Annotated in this window: 11 protein-coding genes, 1 tRNA gene and 2 pseudogenes; 7 read left to right on the top strand and 7 right to left on the bottom strand. The window is 32.0% G+C overall.

What is annotated here, in order from left to right:
- Positions 1-44 precede the first annotated feature (44 nt).
- Entirely contained in the window at positions 45-215 is a 171-nt protein-coding gene (locus tag GYX25_RS08125) for a hypothetical protein (RefSeq protein ID WP_174787138.1), read from the top strand.
- Here the strand turns inward: GYX25_RS08125 and GYX25_RS08120 are convergent.
- Positions 207-677: a GNAT family N-acetyltransferase gene (locus tag GYX25_RS08120; protein ID WP_446718918.1), complete on the bottom strand. Its 471-nt coding sequence runs from the start codon at positions 675-677 to the stop codon at positions 207-209. The two genes, GYX25_RS08125 and GYX25_RS08120, sit on opposite strands and share 9 nt — an antisense overlap.
- Positions 674-949, bottom strand: a complete 276-nt coding sequence (locus tag GYX25_RS08115) for a type II toxin-antitoxin system TacA family antitoxin (RefSeq protein WP_065561594.1) — start codon at positions 947-949, stop codon at positions 674-676. Before GYX25_RS08115 ends, GYX25_RS08120 begins: the two co-directional genes overlap by 4 nt.
- A 167-nt stretch (positions 950-1,116) precedes the next feature.
- Between GYX25_RS08115 and GYX25_RS08110 the strand changes: the two are divergent.
- Positions 1,117-1,338, top strand: a pseudogene (locus GYX25_RS08110) (integrase core domain-containing protein); the annotation flags it as partial.
- A gap of 451 nt (positions 1,339-1,789) precedes the next feature.
- Here the strand turns inward: GYX25_RS08110 and drt3b are convergent.
- The 4 genes and pseudogenes from drt3b to GYX25_RS08090 form a co-directional block, all read right to left on the bottom strand.
- Positions 1,790-3,865: an antiviral reverse transcriptase Drt3b gene (drt3b, locus tag GYX25_RS08105; RefSeq protein ID WP_174787136.1), complete on the bottom strand. Its 2,076-nt coding sequence runs from the start codon at positions 3,863-3,865 to the stop codon at positions 1,790-1,792.
- Positions 3,862-5,211, bottom strand: a complete 1,350-nt coding sequence (drt3a, locus tag GYX25_RS08100) for an antiviral reverse transcriptase Drt3a (protein WP_174787135.1) — start codon at positions 5,209-5,211, stop codon at positions 3,862-3,864. Before drt3a ends, drt3b begins: the two co-directional genes overlap by 4 nt.
- Before the next feature lie 273 nt (positions 5,212-5,484).
- Positions 5,485-6,498: pseudogene (locus tag GYX25_RS08095) on the bottom strand (IS3 family transposase).
- 679 nt (positions 6,499-7,177) lie between these two features.
- Positions 7,178-7,253: transfer RNA gene (locus tag GYX25_RS08090), tRNA-Phe, on the bottom strand.
- Positions 7,254-7,412: 159 nt separating this feature from the next.
- Between GYX25_RS08090 and GYX25_RS08085 the strand changes: the two genes are divergently transcribed.
- The 5 genes from GYX25_RS08085 (at position 7,413) to GYX25_RS08065 (ending at position 14,033) form a co-directional block, all read left to right on the top strand.
- Positions 7,413-7,850, top strand: a complete 438-nt coding sequence (locus GYX25_RS08085; protein ID WP_174787134.1) for an FxsA family protein — start codon at positions 7,413-7,415, stop codon at positions 7,848-7,850.
- Between the two features lie 144 nt (positions 7,851-7,994).
- Positions 7,995-8,288: a co-chaperone GroES gene (locus tag GYX25_RS08080; protein WP_034915350.1), complete on the top strand. Its 294-nt coding sequence runs from the start codon at positions 7,995-7,997 to the stop codon at positions 8,286-8,288.
- A 47-nt stretch (positions 8,289-8,335) separates the two neighbouring features.
- A complete protein-coding gene (groL, locus tag GYX25_RS08075; protein ID WP_160402192.1) occupies positions 8,336-9,982 on the top strand; it encodes a chaperonin GroEL in 1,647 nt (548 codons plus the stop codon).
- 272 nt (positions 9,983-10,254) lie between these two features.
- On the top strand, positions 10,255-11,889 hold the full coding sequence (locus tag GYX25_RS08070; protein ID WP_091348112.1) for a hypothetical protein: 1,635 nt from the start codon (positions 10,255-10,257) through the stop codon (positions 11,887-11,889).
- Positions 11,890-11,903: 14 nt separating this feature from the next.
- Positions 11,904-14,033: an AAA family ATPase gene (locus GYX25_RS08065; protein WP_091348107.1), complete on the top strand. Its 2,130-nt coding sequence runs from the start codon at positions 11,904-11,906 to the stop codon at positions 14,031-14,033.
- Between the two features lie 155 nt (positions 14,034-14,188).
- Here GYX25_RS08065 and GYX25_RS08060 read toward each other — a convergent pair whose 3' ends face one another.
- On the bottom strand, positions 14,189-14,764 hold the full coding sequence (locus GYX25_RS08060; protein WP_091348101.1) for a manganese efflux pump MntP: 576 nt from the start codon (positions 14,762-14,764) through the stop codon (positions 14,189-14,191).
- Positions 14,765-14,809: the final 45 nt, after the last annotated feature.

Below are 14,809 nucleotides of genomic sequence, written 5' to 3'. Positions count from 1 at the left end.
AGAAAAGCTTATCTGAAAAGGCTTTAGGCATAAAAAACTGTTAGATGCAGGTCTTAGAATTTGGTGATTGGGGCTCGGACGCGGAATCGAAGATGTGGGTTGAAGTATTGTGGTTACTGGATTTGAAAAATTTAGATGAAAAATGTATCCGTGTTTGTATTCCTAAATTAAGCTGCTTTAAAAATGTACCATTAAGCTCAATTTTATTACCATAAAGAGATTAGCATTGTTCTTTCCTGAATCCCAGAAGCAACAAATCCAAATTTAATATAAAATGCATTGGCTTCATCTGTTAAGCTATGTACCAATAGTGCTCTAGAACCAACTTGTTTAGAGACTTTTTTCGAGCGTAATATAGCATCTTTTAATAATGCCGCACCTAATCCTTTTGCTTTGTAATTTTTATCAATAGCTAAACGGCCTAAGATAATAACCGGAATAGGATCGGGCATATTTCGCTTAAATCTACTCAATGTTAGTTGTCGATGTTGGATACTGCCAGTTGATAAACAATAAAAGCCGATTACTTTGTTATTGTCACAAATCACAAATGTACGGGAAGCACCACTGTTTTTATTTTTTAAGGATTTTTTCTTCAACCACTCATTCAAAGACAACTCTTCACAATCAAATGACGTAAAATCATGATGTTCATTCAATAAGTGCGGCGCTTCTATTTTTCCCATGGTGACTTCCGCGACAATAAAGCTTGTATTTTTTCATTACTATCAAAAGAGGCTTCTATTGCATGATTGAAGGCATTTATCTGTTCATCGTCGATTAAAAAAAGACGCTGATCAAGCAAAACATCCTCAGCCTTTGAGCAGGCCGCTTCTAAAATAAAATCAGTGCGTGATTTAGATAGTAAATGAGCCGCAATATCAATCAATTCTTTTTGGGATGCCTTAGCTCTAATATTAATAGGCGATTCTTTGGTTTCAGTTCTCATTTTAATTGCCGTTTTTTAATTTAGTATGAATATGCATTGTATAGCAAATTGATATACAGGTGAAGTGGTGTTTAAATATCGAAGAAATAAATAAATAATATAAACTATTAAAATGGGATGGGGTATTTTCTACTTTAGTTGTGTACTGAGTTTGGGGTATTTACACCATTGATTATATCCAGCCCGGTAGTCCTTATCAAAATGGCTATATTGAACGATTTAATCGTACCTATCGTACTGAAGTACTCGATTTATATCTTTTTAACAACTTAGCACAAGCAAGGAGAATAACCGAAGAATGGTTAACGATCTATAACACCGAAAGACAGCATGAGGCTTTAAATAACATGACACCGCTCGAATATAAAACATTAAAACAGGCAGCTTAATTTTCTACGTGAATTGTGTACTAGGTTTGGGGGTATTTACACAGTTAAAGGTATTAAAAATAATAATTTTTTCATAGTTTATTCCTTAAATAAATTTATCAGTTAAAACTATATTATTTGTGTTTTTAATAGTTAAATTCAATTGGTTATACAGAGCAATTGACGTCTATTAATCGGCGTGGACGATCAAAAATAAAATAAGTATAGTGAGTTATTGGTTTTGTGTTTTATTTAGTGAATTATCTATAGTAATTAAGTGAGAATTTATTTTAATATATTTTGATGATAAAAAGAGGAAGGAGGAAAATCAGCAAACACTTCCTCTTTTTCTGAAAATAGTCATAAAAACCATTAACAGAATGCGCTGATGTGTGAGCACCATATTAGAATTTATAGTTAAAAACATAACAAATATTTCTAAGTGCTATTCTGGACTGATTTTTAGCGCAACTTAGTATACCTCTCTAGAGTGTTTCACGTAAAGTTCTTTTAAAAAGTCAAAATTACTCCAGACAGTAAACCATTGTTGGATTTTTTTATGTTTTTTAAAATTACACATGTTGGCCAATAATGATACATCAGTAATTCCATAATTATTTTTCAATAGTTCTTCTTTTATATTTATATCTACATAGGGGCAAGATAATATATCCATCAAAAGCAATATTGATTCAGAGTCTCTCCTATTTTTGTTTTTAATTATTTTATTTTTAATTGAATTAACAACAATACTGTGTAGTTGTTTATATTTTTTCTTATCTTTTATATAAAACAAAATAGTAATTAAAGCAAAGTAGCTTAGATGCAAATTTTCATTTTGACTAAGATCGATATTAAAGTAGGAAGCGAGTCTTAATTCTGAAAATGAATATTCTTTCCCTAATTCTGAAACACTTAGTAATAAATAAATTGTTTCTATATGCGTATGTTTTTTTATCCGGTTTGCATCTAAAACTATACAAATATTTTCATATAAAAAATGCTCAATTATATTTTGGTTTTCTTTATTCAAATTTGATTTTTTTACGAAAAATAGTACCTTACCTATAATTCTAGATAATCTTATTGTCGGGCTAACTTGAGGGTTGATTGTATACACAAAGAAAGTAAAATTTAAAATATTTCTTATAGATAAGATCAAATTTTCTTGCTTTTTATGTTGTAAACTTACTTTATTATATTTTTTAAAAATTAATTCTATTTTTCGTTCAATTATGGAAAGTGTATAGTTTAATATATTTTTATACTCGACATTACTTTCTTTGAGGATTATTTTAAAATCACGAATAAGGGTATCATTGTTAATATATATATTTCCTTTTGTAGTTTTTTCTTCAAGCAAATTTAAATTATCATTTTCAACTGTTTCTAACTTAAACTCTAATCTTTCATTTAAAATTGAAGATATTTTTGTTTTTGCTATGGACATTTCAGTAATGATAGGTTTTTGATAATCAATCAATTTGGATGTGTTGAGATTTAATTTATATTTGCGAATATTATCTTGAATCGTTTGTATTAAAATTTCCTTATGACTATTATTGTTATAAAATACAAAGTAATCATCAATATAACGGAAAATATTATAATTAACACCTTCGATTAGTCCATTATCCATCAAATTTTGTTTTATACTTAAATCGATGGATTGTAGTATTATTTCAGCAAATATTCTTGAGATTTCTGGACCAATAATTATTCCATTAGTTTCATTATAGTTACTTTCTTGCATTAATTTATCAAACGCACCAGCAAAAGTTTTAGCACTCAACGATATTGCTTCTTTAGTTTGTTTAAACCCATTAATAGCCCAAGAAATTGAGTGTGTATAAATGCTGTCAAAACATTTAGATATGTCTAATTTCATTAAATTATTATATTTTTTCTCTTGTTCATGAAATAATGAAGAATCATAGAATGCGTGAATGTTACTTACATCTCCATAAACAAAAAAAGATCTTAAGTTCTCAGACTCTTCTTCATCTAATTCTAAATTGGAATATGTATTATCAACTAGTTGGTTATAATGAGTTCTATCTTTATAAAAAATATATTGTGCAACTTTAACTGGTTTGCGGATAGAAAAAGAACTTAGTGAACAATAATAAATGATTAATTCTTTATATCTTTCATAAAAATCAATAATAATTAATTGTGTTAGGGGGTGAGGAATTGATAATTCACGGAATATATTGCTATGATGAGTTATTTTGAAATTATAAGGTATTGTATCACTATTAAATTTTTTACTCTCCTTACTATAAATACGATTATTTCCAATTTTTTCTAAAGTTGAGTCAATTTTTAAGTTAAATAGAATTTTTATTAAATAATCTAAGGCATCAGAACCGTGAATATTTATCCAACTTATTTTCTTAATGCCATTAGTATTTTCAAATTTTATTCTGTTTTTTAAGATGAAATCATAGAAGTTTTTATTATTAAATATTATTGGAACTTCGAATGGAAGAGTATCTGATAATATACATCTTTCTTTTTTATATTTTAATTTTATAAATTTATTCATACATTATACTTCCATAACTGTTGGATTTCTTTTATAAATTTTTTAGGAAAATTAACATAGATTTTTTCTTTAAATCCTTTTTTAAAAGAAAATGTTCTTAGCTGAGTTTGAAGAGATGGATCAGTAATTAAATCTACTTTATTTTTTAAGTAGTTATCTAAACCTTCTAGTTGAGAATAATCTGTAATAAATTTATTAGAAAAATAAATACCAGTCATTACATTTTTTTTGTTATGAACTAAACGAGTATTTGATGTTAAATAACGTAATCTACTTTTTAACATGACATTTGCTTTATTAGGGCATTTTATAAATTGTCTAAAATAAGATTTAAAACATAGTTCGATTTTTTTTATATAATTATCGTATCTTTTTTGTGTTAAGTTTATTTTTTCTAAACTTCCACTTTTTATGTGAAATGTATAACCAAGATAGTCAAATGTCTTATTCTCATTATTTTTAATAACAACTTTTTTATTATTATTTAGTTTCAGTTGTTTTTTTCTAAGCTGGTCATTTATTATTTTAAGATATTTTTTTTCAATGATTTCCTCGGAAAAATCACTTGATGGATTGAAAACAATAATAATATCATCTACATAACGGGAGTAATATGAGCATTCAGGGTGAGTTTTAAAGAAATCATCAAAACTTTTCATGTAATGTTCAGCTAAATAAGCACTTAATCCAATCCCTCTTGGAATACCTATTTTATTAGAATATTTTTTTTCTAAACATTCAAATATATAACATATAGTTTTTCTTGTTTGCAAGGATAATTTAGGGTCATCTTGGATAGTTTGGATAACATCAACTCTGGGAATACTTTCATAAAAAGATGAAATATCTATTTTGAATGTCATTTTGGGAAAACCATTCGATAAAATAATTTTTAGCTGTGATAACAAAAAATTTCGATTGGCTTGTTTAATAACATATAAGTTTTTTAAATTAAATTGCAATTGTTTAAGTAGAAAAAATATTTCAGGAGTATCGGTGTTAGCTGTATAAATATCCTTTCCTTTCAATTTATTATGACTTAGAGATACTTCATAATTATTTGATAGTATATTTAGGCTAATATATTCTAATCTTTTTATTAATAGTTCCTCCTTTTCTTTTTCAAATTCCTTTTTGATTTTTCTATAATACTTTAATGCGATCAATCTACCAAAATCATGTTTGTCCATTCTCAGATAATTTTTAATTTTCTTTTTTATATAACTTATTTTTTCTGTAAGAATTACGACATCAGGGAAATAAATTTTTTCGAGGTTATTACCTTTTCTATTTTCTAGATCGTATATTTTTCTAATGTTTTTTTCGGAAAATGATTGTTTTATCATATGCGGATCCTTAACTAATCTTAAAAGAGAAGTTCAAGTTTTTATTGAAAAGTTTTGTTATTCTAACTTAAGTATAAGATTTTCCATGCAATAAAAGGCAAGCTTATCAAACAGGTTAAATTTAAGCAACTTTCATTCGTGATGTAATTCTGGATATTTTAATATCCTAAACTCAATTTCCATAAACTTTATACGAATATAATTGATCCTCGTCAAAAAAGTGGACAAAAGTCTGTAAATACCGCAATCTTAGTACAAGATTCAAGTAGAAAATCATGCTGCTTGTTTTAGTGTTTTATACTCAATAGGTGTCATGTTATTTAACGCCTCATGCGGTCTTTCGGTATTATAAATCGAGTACTTCAGTACGATTAAATCGTTCAATATAGCCATTTTGATAAGGACTACCGGGCTGGATATAATCAATGGCTATATCATGGGATTTAGCCCAGTTTATAAAGGTTTTTCCTGTAAATTCTGACCCATTATCGACTCGTATTTTTAATGGATACCCATGATATTCGGCCAGTTTATCTAAATAACGGATAATTCTCCCTGCAGGTAAGCTTACTGCAATATCAATGCCTAGCGCCTCATGATTAAAGTCATCGATGACATTGAAGGTCCTAAACCAGCGTTGATTACGACTGCTGTCACTCATAAAATCCATTGACCAGCATTCACCTTGTTTATTGGGTACTAATAACCTTTCCGGGCATCGTGGAGGAATGCGTTTTTTACGCTTTACCCTGAGATTAAGATTTAATTCACAATACACCCGATACACCCGTTTATGATTCCATTTATAGCCGAGCTTTCTGATACGATTAAAGCATTTAGGAAAGCCCCAGCGTAAATGCCGGTCTGTGATAGCATTCAACACCGAAATAATCACCGAATCATCCAGTAACTTAGGTTGATAATAGTAAGCACAACGGCTTAAGCCAACAATGGCACAACTCATAGCAATAGTAACTGAATGATTTTGTTGTAGTTGCTGTGCCCACGTTTTACGTGCCTTTGTGGGTACTAAAGCTTTTTTATAATTTCTTCCTGAAGCTGGGATTTTAAGCTCAGTTCGGCAAACATCTGCTTAAGCTTGCGGTTTTCGGCCTCCAGCTCCTTTAAGCGTTTGATGTCCGAAGTTTCCATTCCGCCGTATTTTTCCCGCCATTTATAAAAAGTTGAATTACCCATGCCATATTTACGGCAGAGCTCCTTGACAGGAATACCCGCTTCAGCTTCTTTTAAAATAGCGACGATTTGATGTTCAGTCATTTTTTTCATAATTACATCCCCTTTACTTTTATCATAGAGAATTTTCTACTTTTTTGCTGTACTATTTTAGGGGATAGTTACAATTCGGTTGAATAAATAACTTTAAAACCTTTGAAAATATCTATATTTTTTCTATTAAATCAGCAAAGCTCTTTGATAGGCTATGATTCACTATAGCTTGAAATGCTATCTGTAATTGAATTATTAAAAATATTTTTCATTGGTAGATGGTTATGACACATATTTAACAAATAGGTGTTCGCTTGTGTCTTGATATTCATGTTGGTTATCGGAATAAATACATACAATGGTATAAGAATATTGTGCCGAGCTAAATTGGGATTTATCAGGGTAAATGCCTGCATAGAGCTAGCATGAAAAATCATCAATGCCGACAAATAAATATCTTCTAGCTTTTCAAATTACAGTAAACAACGCAAGTAATTTCTACAGCATAAATTAAATGCAAGCATTCTTCCATAACCATTGCAAACAAAGGCTTTAAAGCCATTTTATGGATACACGCCATTATCGAACCAAATGTATCCGGGTTTGTATCCTATTTTCCTCTTGATTTGGGGTAATTTTAGTTGAATTCGGTTGAGTAGTGAAACAAGGTGAAAGGCTTATTTGAAAAGGCTTTAGACATAAAAAAACCTGCTAGAAGCAGGTCTTAGAATTTGGTGATTGGTGCCCGGACGCGGAATCGAACCACGGACACGGGGATTTTCAATCCCCTGCTCTACCGACTGAGCTATCCGGGCAACAATGGATGCACATTAAACACGATTCGTGATTATCAGTCAATCCTTTTTGTAATATATTTTAAAAAAAATATATTGTTTGATTGAAAAATAGCTAATCACCTTCATATTAATAGCTAGTTTCTAATAATATGTCTTTATGCTTATAGGAATTGTTATATGCGATTTATTGGTTTTATTATTTTTTTTATTTACGTTTATTGTGAGGTTAGTTTTTTCATTGCAGTTGCAAATACAATTGGGGTTTTTCTTGCTTTAATTTGTATTATTGCAACGTCAATTCTTGGTTTTTCATTAGTCAAGACTCAAGGTTTGAAAAATCTTAGTATTATGCAGCAAAAAATAGCAAATAAACAAAGTCCTAAAGATGAAATCATTAGAAGTGTTGCCTTGCTTTTCGCTGGTTTTTTATTGTTTATTCCGGGGTTTTTGACCGATATTTTAGGAGCTGTTCTTTTAATACCTAACGTTCAAGAGCATATTGTGAAGTTTATTGTGCGAAAAATGCCGATTAAATCGAGATTTGTATCGTCACAAACACTTTACCAAAATAATGATATTATTGAGGGTGAGTTTAAATATAAGGATGATGAATAAATAGTCAATTAAAAAATTTTTTATTTTATCCTCTTGAAGAGTTTGAAATAATCCCCATGTAAAGTGAACAATATTATAAAATCGTAATTTTATGATTTATTTTTAATAATTATCTATTTGAAAATTAGTGCTAGGAGATAACTAATGAAAATTCGTCCATTGCATGATCGTGTGATCATTAAACGCAAAGAAGTAGAATCAAAATCAGCTGGTGGTATTGTGTTAACTGGTTCAGCAGCAGGTAAATCAACACGTGGTGAGGTTTTAGCTGTGGGTAATGGTCGCATTTTAGAAAATGGCCAAGTTCAGCCGTTAGATGTTAAAGTTGGCGATATCGTAATTTTTAATGAAGGGTATGGCGTTAAAACAGAAAAAATCGATAATGAAGAAGTGCTTATCTTATCAGAAAGCGATATTCTAGCCATTGTTCAAGCATAATTAGTAACTAGTTTAACTTATATACAGAATTTAGGAGAAAGACGAAAATGGCAGCTAAAGATGTAAAATTTGGTAATGACGCTCGCGTTAAAATGCTTAAAGGCGTTAATGTATTAGCTGATGCAGTTAAAGTAACTTTAGGTCCAAAAGGACGTAATGTAGTATTAGATAAATCATTTGGTGCGCCAACTATTACTAAAGACGGTGTTTCTGTTGCGCGTGAAATCGAATTAGAAGATAAATTCGAAAATATGGGTGCACAAATGGTTAAAGAAGTTGCATCTAAAGCAAATGATGCAGCGGGTGACGGTACAACTACTGCGACTGTGCTTGCTCAAGCAATTGTTAACGAAGGTTTGAAAGCGGTTGCTGCTGGTATGAACCCAATGGATTTAAAACGTGGTATTGATAAAGCGGTTGTTGCTGCTGTTGAAGAGCTTAAAAAATTATCCTCTCCTTGTGCTGATTCTAAAGCGATTGCCCAAGTAGGTACTATTTCAGCTAACTCTGATGAAACTGTTGGTACTTTGATTGCTCAAGCAATGGAGAAAGTTGGTAAAGAAGGTGTTATCACTGTTGAAGATGGTACAGGTTTACAAGATGAGCTTGATGTTGTTGAAGGTATGCAGTTTGATCGAGGTTACTTATCTCCATATTTCATTAACAAACCAGAAACAGCAACAGTAGAATTAGACAATCCATATATTTTATTAGCCGATAAAAAAGTATCTAATATCCGCGAATTATTACCAGTGCTAGAAGCCGTTGCTAAAGCAGGTAAATCGCTATTAATTATTGCTGAAGATGTTGAAGGTGAAGCACTTGCAACGTTAGTGGTTAACACTATGCGTGGTATTGTTAAAGTTGCTGCGGTGAAAGCGCCTGGTTTTGGTGATCGTCGTAAAGCAATGTTACAAGATATTGCAATTTTAACTGCTGGTACTGTTATTTCAGAAGAAATCGGTTTAGAACTTGAAAAAGCAACACTTGAAGATTTAGGTCAAGCAAAACGTGTTGTTATCAATAAAGACAACACCACTATTATTGATGGTGTGGGTGAAGAGTCATTAATCAATGCTCGTGTTGAACAAATTCGTAAACAAATCGAAGAGTCAACTTCTGACTATGATAAAGAAAAACTTCAAGAACGCGTTGCAAAACTTGCTGGCGGTGTTGCTGTAATTAAAGTCGGTGCTGCCACTGAAGTTGAAATGAAAGAGAAAAAAGCACGCGTAGAAGATGCTTTACATGCAACTCGTGCTGCTGTTGAAGAAGGTGTGGTTGCTGGTGGTGGTGTTGCTTTGGTTCGTGCAGCATCAGCAATTTTAGACCTTAAAGGTGCTAACGAAGATCAAAACGTAGGTATTAAAGTTGCATTACGTGCAATGGAAGCACCATTACGTCAAATCGTAACTAACTGTGGTGAAGAAGCATCAGTTGTTGTTAACGCTGTTAAAGGCGGTAAAGGTAACTATGGTTATAATGCTGCTACAGAAGAATATGGCGATATGATTGCAATGGGTATTTTAGATCCGACTAAAGTTACTCGTAGTGCATTACAATATGCTGCATCAGTTGCAGGCCTTATGATTACAACTGAATGTATGGTAACTGATTTACCTAAAGATGATAAAGCTGATTTAGGTGCCGCTGGTGGTATGGGTGGCATGGGCGGTATGGGTGGAATGATGTAATTTCCGCGTCAGTACAACAGATACATTTCAATATAAACCACTCGGTTATGCGAGTGGTTTTTTTATAAATTCTTTTCTTTTCTAGCATTAATAACTGTTTTCACTTGTCAAAATAAAATGTTGAATAGATAATAACATCATGAAAAGATGAAACTTATCTTTTTAAGAATAAATTTGTATTTCACGATTTATCCTTTTTATTTGAAATGGGATTTAAAGTCGATAAATAATCAGTAAATATAGAAACAAATAATATAATAAGGAAAGAAATAATGAGTGTATCTTCAAGAAAAAAAGTGGCCACCACTGAACAGAGTGATTATTCGGTTAGACAGCGACAAAAAGCAGCTAAAGTAGAAAATCCGCTTGATAAAATTAAAGAAAATACTTTTTTTAAAGTTATTTTTTCAGATAGTCTTTCTCTTGAACAAAAAGTAGAAGAAGTCACTCACATTTTAGAATTTACTGATAATAAAGAGGCTGATCGAGCCAAAATTCAAGAATTTGATACATTTAAAGAATATTTGCAATCTATTTCAGAAGAAATGTCTAAGCAGCGTATCGAGATGACCGATACCGAAGTATTTGCTGAGTTACAAAGAGTTTATGCGGATTTTAATAATGATCTTAATGACTTTATTGAAAAAATAAAACCCCTTACCGAGCTTACTGATGCACTGTATAACTTACGCCAAAATGGTGAAACTCGGAATGCTTTAGCTCAAATCAAAGCCGATCAAGAGTGGGATGAAGAAAAAGCTGCGCAAAAAACCAATGTGCAAGGCGAAATTACAAATATAGAAAAACAAATATCAGGACTACAAAAAGAAATAGTTTTATTGCAGCAAGATAAAACATTCTTTGGTTTTGGGAAAATTAAGGCTTTATCAAAAGAAAAAATTGATCTTAATGAAGAAAAAATCACTCAGTTAAGAGAACAAATCCAAAATAAGAATAAAGTGTTAAATGATATCCAAACAGAAATTACACAACGCCATGAGCAACGTACGGAATCACTGGATATTGAAAAATTAAAAGAGTTGCTGAATTTAACTTCAGAACAGCATACATTGCGCCAAGCAGATATGGTTGAATCAGCGTTAAAATTTGTTAATCAAGGCAAAGAACGTTTTGGTGCAATTCGTAATCATCTGGAAAAAATGGTTAAACAAATTGAAGGGCTTAGTGACAATAATGGCAATATGATACAAATTTATGCCATTATGAACGAAGCCACTAAAAAAGTTGAAAAAGTACATAGGGAACGTAGACAAGAGCTTGAAAATAAAGATGTTGGTGATAATCTGTTAGAGTCAATGAAGCTTGATGAGGCTAGACGCAATTTAGATGAACATATTGACACAGTGTCAACTGCCACGGTTGATACCATGCAGACCTATGGCGAATTAACAACAGAAGCCATCAAAATTCGCAATATGCAAGCAGCAACGAAAAAACAAGTTGAAAGTGCAAGAGCAATGCATTCACGAGGTATTGCATCGGTGGCCTCACAACTTAGTGTTGTGGTAACTGCCGTTAACTCAGCAGCGATTAATGAGGCACAATCAATGGCAGGTAATACTTTAGCCGAAATGACTCGAGTTACAAATGATATTGCAAAAAATGAAGCAATTCGAATTGCAACTGGGCGTGATGAAATTAATAACGATTTAGAAGCTATGTTACAAAACTTAGCAGAGTTTGGCGATACCCAAAAAGAAGCGACTGAAATCACTCGTTCAGCACTAGAAACAATGCGTGCGAATTTAGAAGAAATTGAAAAAATGTCTAAAGACGTTCAAAGTGATACGCGAGAGTTTATTGCGGTGACAGGCGATGTTTTATCAGAAAAATCTGAAACGAAAAAAGAAAGCACTAGTGGCACAACCTCACCTTTTAAACTGTAATAAAGGAACGCATAATGTTGTTAGTTAGAGGGCGTGAATATTTAGCGCAATATCCTAATTTTACCTTAGTAGGTAGGGAACATGATTTAGAACGAATATCGTCTATTCTAATTCGAAAATCATCAAATTCACTTTTATTAACAGGGCCAGCGGGGGTAGGTGTTTCAATGCTTACCCTTGGTTTACAGGCTATTAAAAATAGTCCAGATACACCATTTGATTTGATTGTAAAAAAATTATTTTGGTTGAATTGCGATGCGCTCTTTTCGAGCGGTGATAGTGCTAAGATTAATAATGAATTTCAAAGTATCTTAAAAAAGTTAATGCAAACGCCCGAATCTGTGTTAATTATTACCGATACAGCTAATTTTTTGGAGGGGGCACATAATACTGGTAATGCTCATTTTATTAATGCGTTAAATAACGCCGATAAATCAAATAATTTTCAAGTTATTTTGGAGGTACGAGACGATAAACTGAGTAGTGTATTAAAAGCTAGTACGAAAATGCCAGAACTTTACACGCTTTACGATGTTAAAGAGCCGGTTGGTGATGATTTGAAAAATATTGTTTCGGTGGTTGCCAAAGATCTTTCTGATCATCATAAAATTCAAATTAATGAAGGTGCTATTGATGAAGCGATACACTTAACTAGTAAATATCGCGATAGTTTAGGCTTAGGTGGAGCACAACCTCAAAGAGCGATTTCGTTACTTGATCGCGCACTGGCTAGTTACCGACAACTTACGCATAAACAGCATCCTAAAATTGTTGAATTAATGGATAAAATTGCAAAAAGTAACAATGAAACCGAACGGCAAGATTTGCAACAACAACTTGAACAATGGCAGAAAGATTGGCATGAATTGAAGTCAGAAATTAATAAAACTTATCAATATCAACGTGATGCTGAAACATTACGCTTTCAATTGCAAGATGAAATCACTCAGCTGCAAGAAGAAGAGGATAACAACAATAATTCACAGCCGACTACTGTAAAAACATTTGCTCAGTTTACGGCTGGCGGATTTGATTCTCCTTCAGTAGCTAAATTAAAAGAAAAGATTCGACAAATTGATGCAGAAATTGCACAAAATAACGAGCGACACAAAAAATTAGTCATGTTAGCTAATAAAGATTTGCGACTAGATCGCCAAGAAGTGATCACTGAATTTAGCAAAGTTTCAGGAATTCCGGCAAATAGATTGGATGAAAATGAAGTTGAAAACTTGATTAATTTAGAGACAAATTTATTATCTCGAATCTTTGGTCAAGATAGTATTGTCAAACACGTAGCCAATTCGGTAAAAGTTGCTAAAGTTGATGCGCTACACGAATCTGGTCCAGCAATGTCTTATCTATTTTTAGGTCCATCGGGCGTGGGTAAAACCGAAATGGCTAAAGCCTTAGCACAATACGTCTATGGTGACGAAAAATCGTTGGTTCGTTTTGATATGTCTGAATACATGGAAAAACATGCTGTCGCTAAATTGATTGGTGCACCACCAGGATATGAAGGATTTGAGGCTGGTGGAATTTTAACAAACTCAGTTAGAGCAAAACCCGTTGGAATCTATCTGTTTGATGAGATTGAAAAAGCACATCCTGATGTATTTAATATCTTTTTACAGATCTTATCGGATGGACGGTTAACAGATAATGTAGGTCGAACAGTCGACTTTTCTGATATTATGATTATTATGACCTCAAATATTGGACAACCTTACTATTTAGATCCGAACCTTTCTAATGAAGCTGCATGCGAATTAGCGACAAATGAACTTAATAATACTTATCGTTCTGAACTGCTTAATCGGTTTAATGGACGTGAAAATATTCTCCATTTTAAACGTCTTCCTATGGAGGTTATTGAGCAGATTATTCGACGCGAAATAGATAAGCTAAATCAAGCATATCAGCCTCGTGGTTTTACTGTAGAGATATCAGATTCTTGTATAAGTGCATTTTGTCATGATCATTACGATTTAATTCGTGGTGCTCGGGGATTGCCTGGTTATATTAAAACTAATATTAGGCCATTTATCGTAAATCATATTTTACAAAATCCTAATGATAAAGGTGTATTCCAAGCAGTTTATAATCAGCAGACTCGTAGTTTTGATATGACATTTTGTAAAATTTAAAAAAATGTAAAATAGAGATGTTTTCCACAAACTGTTATCAGCAAAGGTAACAGTTTTATTTTACATTACCATGGGCTTACTTTAAGGGCATATGATAACACTATAAGAATCCTCTTTAAAATAAGAAGTTCGGCAAGATAAAAACCAAAGAAGGACTAATTAGATAGATGTTGATAAAGTGTTATTGTTCCAATCATGATAAGCACTAGCCCTCCTAAGAATTCAGCTCGCTTACCAATTAAACATCCCATTTTATTGCCCAATAATAATCCGAAGGTGACCATTAAACAGGTTGCAATCCCAATCATTGTTGAAGCAAAACAGATATTGACACTAGCGAGTGCCAATCCAACACCAACAGCAAATGCATCTATGCTGGTTGATATAGCAGTAAAAACTAACATCAAAAAAGATTTTTTTGATGATGCAACTTCATTTTCTTGACAATTATCATCAGTCTGTTTGAAACTATTATAGATCATGTTAAGGCCTAAAAATAACATGACGCCAAAAACAACCCAATGATCCCATTGTTCGATATATTGCAGTGCAATATAACCAATTAACCAACCGAGTAAAGGTGTAATAGCCTCAACAACACCAAATAAAATACCGACTTTTAATGCGTCAATGAATGGTATTGATTTAAGGGAAATCCCTCGACAAATAGCGACTGCAAAGGCATCGGTTGACATTGCCAATGCTAATAACAAAATAGTCCAAAAGCTCATGACATATACTTTTACTAAAAATTATAGTGATGTTAACGGTTTAAA

Source organism: Gilliamella sp. ESL0254 (assembly GCF_013344985.1).
Taxonomy (GTDB): domain Bacteria; phylum Pseudomonadota; class Gammaproteobacteria; order Enterobacterales; family Orbaceae; genus Gilliamella; species Gilliamella bombicola.
This window is presented reverse-complemented; position numbering and strand designations above follow the sequence as displayed.

Coding starts and splice junctions, on each gene's coding strand:
- GYX25_RS08125 (WP_174787138.1), top strand. CDS start 45: ATGCAGGTCTTAGAATTTGGTGATTGGGGCTCGGACGCGGAATCGAAG.
- drt3b (WP_174787136.1), bottom strand. CDS start 3,865: ATGAATAAATTTATAAAATTAAAATATAAAAAAGAAAGATGTATATTA.
- GYX25_RS08085 (WP_174787134.1), top strand. CDS start 7,413: ATGCGATTTATTGGTTTTATTATTTTTTTTATTTACGTTTATTGTGAG.
- drt3a (WP_174787135.1), bottom strand. CDS start 5,211: ATGATAAAACAATCATTTTCCGAAAAAAACATTAGAAAAATATACGAT.
- GYX25_RS08080 (WP_034915350.1), top strand. CDS start 7,995: ATGAAAATTCGTCCATTGCATGATCGTGTGATCATTAAACGCAAAGAA.
- GYX25_RS08065 (WP_091348107.1), top strand. CDS start 11,904: ATGTTGTTAGTTAGAGGGCGTGAATATTTAGCGCAATATCCTAATTTT.
- GYX25_RS08115 (WP_065561594.1), bottom strand. CDS start 949: ATGAGAACTGAAACCAAAGAATCGCCTATTAATATTAGAGCTAAGGCA.
- GYX25_RS08060 (WP_091348101.1), bottom strand. CDS start 14,764: ATGAGCTTTTGGACTATTTTGTTATTAGCATTGGCAATGTCAACCGAT.
- groL (WP_160402192.1), top strand. CDS start 8,336: ATGGCAGCTAAAGATGTAAAATTTGGTAATGACGCTCGCGTTAAAATG.
- GYX25_RS08070 (WP_091348112.1), top strand. CDS start 10,255: ATGAGTGTATCTTCAAGAAAAAAAGTGGCCACCACTGAACAGAGTGAT.